Below are 7,231 nucleotides of genomic sequence, written 5' to 3'. Positions count from 1 at the left end.
CTGGTCGCAGTTCGGCCGGGTCCTCAAGGAGGGTCTGCTCTCGGATTTCGACAACCGCGACACCCTGCTCGCCGTGTCCTCCTTCGAGTCCACGCACAGCGAGGACTCGACGACGACGCTCGCCGAGTACGTCTCGCGGATGAAGGAAGGCCAGGACGAGATCTTCTACATGACCGGCGAGTCCCGGCAGCAGATCGAGAGCTCCCCGCACATGGAGGCCTTCCGCGCCAAGGGCTTCGAGGTGCTGCTGCTCACCGACCCGGTCGACGAGATGTGGGTGGGGTCCGTGCCCGAGTTCGAGGGCAAGCCGTTCCAGTCGATCGCCAAGGGCGAGGTGGATCTCGGTACCGAGGACGAGAAGAAGGCCGCCGAGGCCGAGCGTGAGGAGCGGGAGAAGGAGTACGCCGACCTGCTGTCGTGGCTCGGCGAGACGCTCGACGAGCACGTGAAGCAGGTGCGGCTGTCGTCGCGGCTGACCACGTCGCCCGCGTGCCTCGTCGGCGACACGTTCGCGATGTCGCCCGCCCTCGAACGGATGTACCGGGCGTCGGGCCAGCCCGTCCCGCACACCAAGCGCATCCTCGAGCTCAACCCGGACCACCCGTTGGTCACGGCGCTGCGCGACGCGCACGCCCGGCACGCCGACGACCCGACGCTCGGCGAGACCGCCGAGTTGCTGTACGGCACCGCGCTGCTCGCCGAGGGCGGCGAACTCGAGGACCCGGCGGCGTTCGCCCGTCTGCTCGCCGATCGCCTCGCGCGCACGCTGTAACCGCTCACCCCTTCCGGCCGAATGTCACATTGCGTCGATTCGATCGACGTGGTGTGACATTCGGTCCGTGCGTGGTGGGGGTGCGGCGACCCGATAGGCTCACACCATGGCCGGCGTGGACGGGGTGTTGTTCGATATCGAGGGCGTGATCGTGACGTCGTGGGAACCCGTGCCGGGCGCCGCCGAGGTGCTTGCCGGGCTCCGCGAGCGTGGGGTGCATCGGGCCTTCCTGACCAACACCACGTCGCGGACCTGCGCGCAGATCGCCGAGAGCCTCACCGGGCTGGGCATGCCGGTCGAGCCCGCCGAGATCGTGACGGCCGCGTCCCTCACCGCCGAGTACCTGCGCCAGACCTACCCGGACCGGCGCTGCTGGGTGCTCAACCACGGCGACGTGGAGGCGGACCTCGAGGGCATCGTGCCCGACGAGGACGATCCCGAGGTGGTCGTGCTCGGCGGGGCCGGGCCGGAGTTCAGCCACCGCGCCCTCAGCCGCGTCGCCGAGCTCATGCTCGACGGGGTGCCGGTGGTCGCGATGCACCGCGGCTCCACGTGGCAGTCCGCGGACGGCCTGCGCATCGACACCGGCGTGTACCTGCCCGGTCTCGAGGAACTCACCGGGCAGACCGTCGTCGCGGTCGGCAAGCCGTCGATGCGGGGCTTCCTCGCCGCGGCCGAGCTGATGGGCACCGAACCGGACCGGATGGCCGTGGTGGGCGACGATCTCCACGCGGAGGTCATCCCCGGCCAGCGCCTCGGCATGACGGGAATCCTGGTGCGCACCGGCAAGTTTCGGCAGTCGGTGCTCGACCTCGCGGTCGAGCGTCCCGATCGGGTGATCGATTCGGTCGCCGCCCTGCCGGAGCTCCTCGACACGCTGTGACGCCGTCTCGCCCCGGGCGGGTGTGACCGGTACCCTCGCCGCCGGGGGAGTCGCCCCCGTCCGGGCATCCGAGCCCAGCGAGTCCCGGCCCAGCGCAGAGGAGACCTTGTTGTCCATCCGATCCATCCGTGCCGTCGTAGTCCCCCGCCGCCTCCTCCGGGCCGGTGTCGTCGCCGCTCTCGGCGTCGCGTCGGCCGCCCTGCTCGGCGTGGGTACCGCGACGGCGGCGCCGGTGACGTGCGTGTCGCCGCCGTCGGCCAACGAGATCCTGGTCTCCGACGCCGCCAGCTGCGGCGCGACGGCCGCCGAGGGCGGCACGGCCCACTCCTTCGCCTCCGAGAGCGGCACCGCGGTGTCGGCGGCGCAGACGGCCGGCGCGGCCGAGGCCCACGCGACGGGGTTCGGGACCGCCCTGAGCGGCGCCCAGAACGGTGGCCGCTCCTACGCGTACGCCCTCGGCGGCGGACTGAGCCATTCCTCGGCGCAGGGCCCGGTGACGACGGTGTCGGTCGCGGGCTGGGGGTCGGGGGCGACGGCCGATCCGACCGGGGTGACCTGCGTCGGCCCGCAGTCGTTCGCCGTCAACACGGCCACCGGTCAGTGGTGCGCCGTCGGCGTCGGTTCCACGCGTCGCTGAGAACACACCGCAGCGGTCTTGCGCGACGGGGGTGGCGGGTGCTCCAGACCTTGCACTCGCCACCCTCGAGTGCTAAGAATGCTCTTGGCACTCGCAACACGTGAGTGCCAGGTCGGGACGGTGAGGCCGGGAATATCGACACCCCTGGTCGTCCGTCGCGGGCACTGCTTCCGGCCGAAGGCGTACATGGGGCGACCCGACGAGCGGTCGCCCTGCGTGTCACCCCCATATCCGGAGGATCACTTCGCAATGGCCAAGATCATCGCGTTCGACGAAGAGGCCCGTCGCGGCCTCGAGCGGGGCCTGAACAGCCTCGCCGACGCTGTCAAGGTGACGTTGGGGCCCAAGGGTCGCAACGTCGTGCTCGAGAAGAAGTGGGGCGCCCCCACGATCACCAACGATGGTGTGTCCATCGCCAAGGAGATCGAGCTCGAGGACCCGTACGAGAAGATCGGCGCCGAGCTGGTCAAGGAAGTTGCCAAGAAGACGGACGACGTCGCGGGTGACGGCACCACCACCGCCACCGTGCTCGCCCAGGCGCTGGTGCGCGAGGGTCTGCGCAACGTCGCCGCCGGTGCGAACCCCCTCGGCCTCAAGCGCGGCATCGAGAAGGCCGTCGAGGCCGTCACTGCCAAGCTGCTCGACACCGCCAAGGAGGTCGAGACCAAGGAGCAGATCGGCGCCACCGCCGGCATCTCCGCGGGCGACCCCGCGATCGGTGAGCTGATCGCCGAGGCCATCGACAAGGTGGGCAAGGAAGGCGTCATCACCGTCGAGGAGTCCAACACCTTCGGCCTGCAGCTCGAGCTGACCGAGGGCATGCGCTTCGACAAGGGCTACATCTCGCTGTACTTCGCCACCGACGCCGAGCGTCAGGAGGCCGTGCTCGAGGACGCCTACATCCTGCTCGTGTCGGGCAAGATCTCGACCGTCAAGGACCTGCTGCCGCTGCTGGAGAAGGTCATCCAGTCCGGCAAGCCGCTGGCGATCATCGCCGAGGACGTCGAGGGTGAGGCGCTGTCCACCCTGGTCGTCAACAAGATCCGTGGCACCTTCAAGTCGGTCGCCATCAAGGCCCCCGGCTTCGGTGACCGCCGCAAGGCCCAGCTCGCCGATATCGCCATCCTCACCGGTGGCGAGGTCATCAGCGAAGAGGTCGGTCTCTCCCTCGAGACCGCCGGTCTCGAGCTGCTCGGCCGTGCGCGCAAGGTCGTCGTCACCAAGGACGAGACCACCATCGTCGACGGTGCCGGCGACGCCGACGCCATCGCCGGTCGCGTGAACCAGATCCGCGCCGAGATCGAGGCGTCGGACTCGGACTACGACCGCGAGAAGCTGCAGGAGCGTCTGGCCAAGCTGGCCGGCGGCGTTGCGGTCATCAAGGCCGGTGCCGCCACCGAGGTCGAGCTCAAGGAGCGGAAGCACCGCATCGAGGATGCCGTCCGCAACGCCAAGGCTGCGGTCGAGGAGGGCATCGTCGCCGGTGGTGGCGTCGCGCTGCTGCAGGCCGCGCCGGTTCTGGACGACCTGAAGCTCGAGGGTGACGAGGCCACCGGTGCCAACATCGTCAAGGTTGCCCTCGAGGCCCCGCTGAAGCAGATCGCCTTCAACGCCGGCCTCGAGCCCGGCGTCGTCGCCGAGAAGGTCCGCAACCTGCCCGCCGGCCACGGCCTCAACGCTGCCACCGGCGAGTACGAGGACCTGCTGGCTGCCGGCATCAACGACCCGGTCAAGGTCACCCGCTCGGCGCTGCAGAACGCGGCGTCCATCGCGGCCCTGTTCCTGACCACCGAGGCTGTCGTCGCCGACAAGCCGGAGAAGGCCGCCGCTCCCGCCGGCGACCCGACCGGCGGCATGGGTGGCATGGACTTCTGATCCACGCCCGACCGTCTTCGAGGCCCGGTTCCACTTCGGTGGGGCCGGGCCTCGTGGCGTCGAGGGCTCGGCCCGGGCCGAGCGGCGGGGAGCGCAGGCCCCGGCGTGCGCGAAGTTCCGACGGGTGCAGGAATGCCTGCCGCCGCCGGGAAATCGGGGAAATGTTCCGCCGCGCCGAGTGCTGAAGTGCAGTTCGGGGCGGCCGCGCGGCGCTTCCCGGGCGGCCGGGGACGCAATTCTTTTCGTTAAACATTCCGTTTTTCCGCACTCACAATGCGGAAATCTTCGCGTTCCGGAATTTTCCGCTCTGCACCTGCATAAATGCCGCGGAAATGCATCGAGAACAAGGCCGCATTTCCGGGGTGTGAATTGTCTCACGCCCTGAATTCGCCGGCTCGCAGCGCACAATTCGCGGGGCCCGTGCCACACTCGGAATTGTGATCGGGAACGATCCGGTCGCGTGCAGAAGCGGCGGGCCGGAAATTCCGGCCGGTCGAGAAACACGAGACAAAGGAGTCGGACAATGCTCGGATCCGTTCAGGACATTCTCAACCTCCTGCTGGAGACCTTCGGTGACTTCGCCGACATCCTCGGCACGGGCAGCGCGGAGGCCGGTGAGACCACCCAGCAGGCCGTGAGCTGATCGTCGGCCCGAGAGGGAGTCGGAGGGTTTCCCTTCTCGAGCTGCCTCGATCCACAGCACTCGGCCGCAGCGGCACACGTCGTCGCTGCGGCCGAGTGCCGTCCGGGGTTTCCGGTGTGACCGGCCCGTTCCCATCGAGGGGTGATTTTTCCGATTTCTGCGTTCTCGACTCGTGACATGTTGTAACAATGGCGTCGCGGTCGCAGTTCCAGGCCGCGCATCCGTGACACCGACGAAATCAAGGAGGAGTCGCCATGGGGTCTCTCGCGGACATCATCGGCTGGGTACTCGAGAATTTCGATCTGCTGGAGGTTCTGGACTCGCTGAGCGCCGGCGACGACTAGCAGCCACCCACCACCTGGACGGAGAAGATCATGATCGGCAGCCTGCTCGACCTCATCACGCCCATCCTCGAACTGATCGCCGAACTCGGCTCCGGCAGCACGGACTAGTCCCGGGCCCGAGACCGCAGTCGAATCGCAGCCGCAGCCGCAGGATCTCCTGCCGCTGTGGCTGCGGTCGTGAGGTGTCCGGCCGGTTCACACCGCCACGGCCGCGGCGACCGCACGCTTCGCCAGCCGCGCCGCGATCGCGGCACACACCAGCAGCTGGATCTGGTGGAACAACATGAGCGGCAGGACGATCAGCCCGATCGGCTGGCCCGGGAACAGCACCGTCGCCATCGGCAGGCCCGTGGCGAGCGACTTCGTCGAGCCGCAGAACAGGATCGTCGCGCGGTCCTCGTAGGAGAAGCCCAGGCGCGGTGCGCCGAACCACGTGATCGCCAGGACCAGCGCGAGCAGCACGAGGCACACGCCCACGAGGGCGAGCAGCCGCGCGGGCGACAGGCTCGACCAGATGCCCTCGTTCATGCCGCGGCTGAACGCGACGTACACGACGAGCAGGATCGAACCGCGGTCGACGATCTTCAGCGGCCTGCCGTGGGCCTTGACCCACCCGCCGATCCAGCGGCGCACGAGCTGGCCCGCGAGGAACGGAACCAGCAGCATGAGCACGATGTCGAGCACCGCAGAGGCGCTGAACGTCACGCCCTGCGTGGTCATCGTCAGCGCGACGAGCAGCGGCGTGACGAAGATGCCGAGCAGGCTCGACGCGCTGGCGGAGACGACCGCCCCCGGGATGTTGCCCCGGGCCACCGAGACCAGCGCGATCGACGACTGCACCGTCGAGGGCAGCAGGCACAGGTAGAGGACGCCGAGATACAACGGCTCGGTCAGGACCGCCGGCACGAGGACCTTCGTCGCCAGACCGAGCAGCGGGAACACCGCGAACGTGGTGGCGAGGATCGTCAGGTGCAGGCGCCAGTGCTTGAGGCCTTCGAGGGCCTCGTGCGTGGACAGGCGAGCTCCGTAGAGAAAGAACAGCAGGCCGATGGCGATCTTCGAGGCCCACGTGACGGCGGTCAGGGCCGTGCCCTCGGCCGGCAGCAGCGCCGCGATCGCGACGGTGGCGAGGATGCCGACGAGGAAGGGGTCGAGGCGTCCGAGCACGGGGATCCTGGAGAACATGAGTCGACGCTAGGCCACCGCACGCCCATCCAGGAAACCGATCACCGCGATTACTGTCATCACGAATCGTGATTGAATACCGTGGTGTTCGATCCCGTCCACCTGCGCAGCTTCCTGGCCGTGGAACGCGCCCGCAGCTTCACGCTCGCCGCGCGACGGCTCGGCCTGCGCCAGTCCACGGTCAGTCAGCACGTCGGCAAGCTCGAGCAGGCCGCCGGACGCCGGCTGTTCCTGCGGGACACGCACGCGGTCGATCTCACCGCCGACGGCGCAGCCATGCTGGGCTTCGCCCGGGACATCCTCGATCGGCACGACGCGGCCCGGCGGTACTTCTCGGAGTCGCCGATCAGCGGGCGGCTGCGCTTCGGGGCCTCGGAGGACCTGGTGCTGCACGAACTGCCCGCCATCCTCGCGGAGTTCCGGCGCAGTCATCCGCGGGTGGATTTCGAGCTCACCGTCGCGCTGAGCGAGGACCTGCATCGGCGCCTCGACGACGGGGACCTCGACCTGGTCTTCGGCAAGCGCCGGCCGGGGGAACGACACGGGGAGCTGATCTTCCGGGACCGGCTGGTGTTCCACGCCGCACCGGACTTCGTGGTCGAGCCCGACGGGCCGATCCCGCTGGTGACGTATCCGCCGCCGGCGCTGACCCGCGAGATCGCCCTCGACACGCTCCGGCGCGCCGGACTCGGAGCGCGCATCACCTGCACCACCGACAGCCTCAACGGCCTGCGCGCAGCCGTCCTCGCCGGGCTCGGCGTCGTGCTCCACGCTGCCCGGCTGCCGCCGGCGGGGCTCGTTCCCGTGCGCGCGGGACGACTGCCCGACGCGGGGGAGGTCGAGTTCGTGCTGCTGTCGCGGCGTTCGGTCCTCAACGAACCCGAGCGGGCAC

General features: G+C 69.3%; 5 protein-coding genes and 1 pseudogene. 5 read left to right on the top strand and 1 reads right to left on the bottom strand.

Annotated features, from left to right (window positions below; translation table 11 throughout):
- From CQZ88_RS31105 to groL, 4 genes and pseudogenes are all read left to right on the top strand, one after another.
- Positions 1-772, top strand: a pseudogene (locus CQZ88_RS31105) (molecular chaperone HtpG); the annotation flags it as partial.
- A gap of 106 nt (positions 773-878) precedes the next feature.
- Positions 879-1,655: an HAD-IIA family hydrolase gene (locus CQZ88_RS14925; RefSeq protein ID WP_102799964.1), complete on the top strand. Its 777-nt coding sequence runs from the start codon at positions 879-881 to the stop codon at positions 1,653-1,655.
- Positions 1,656-1,764: 109 nt separating this feature from the next.
- On the top strand, positions 1,765-2,292 hold the full coding sequence (locus CQZ88_RS14920) for a DUF6764 family protein (protein WP_006932398.1): 528 nt from the start codon (positions 1,765-1,767) through the stop codon (positions 2,290-2,292).
- 249 nt (positions 2,293-2,541) lie between these two features.
- Positions 2,542-4,167: a chaperonin GroEL gene (gene groL / locus CQZ88_RS14915; RefSeq protein WP_006932397.1), complete on the top strand. Its 1,626-nt coding sequence runs from the start codon at positions 2,542-2,544 to the stop codon at positions 4,165-4,167.
- A 1,182-nt stretch (positions 4,168-5,349) separates the two neighbouring features.
- On the opposite strand, the gene CQZ88_RS14910 is transcribed toward groL, so the two are convergent.
- Positions 5,350-6,339 (bottom strand): bile acid:sodium symporter family protein, encoded by a 990-nt coding sequence (locus CQZ88_RS14910; protein ID WP_029545298.1) that lies wholly within the window; start codon positions 6,337-6,339, stop codon positions 5,350-5,352.
- A gap of 84 nt (positions 6,340-6,423) precedes the next feature.
- Here CQZ88_RS14910 and CQZ88_RS14905 point away from each other — a divergent pair.
- On the top strand, positions 6,424-7,231 hold an 808-nt coding region (locus CQZ88_RS14905), incomplete at its 3' end, for a LysR family transcriptional regulator (protein WP_102799963.1).

Origin of the sequence: Rhodococcus sp. ENV425, from assembly GCF_002887785.1 — a bacterium.
Lineage (GTDB): Bacteria > Actinomycetota > Actinomycetes > Mycobacteriales > Mycobacteriaceae > Rhodococcus > Rhodococcus aetherivorans.
Note: the sequence above shows the minus strand (reverse complement) of the source record. Positions and strands in the feature narration are given on the sequence as shown.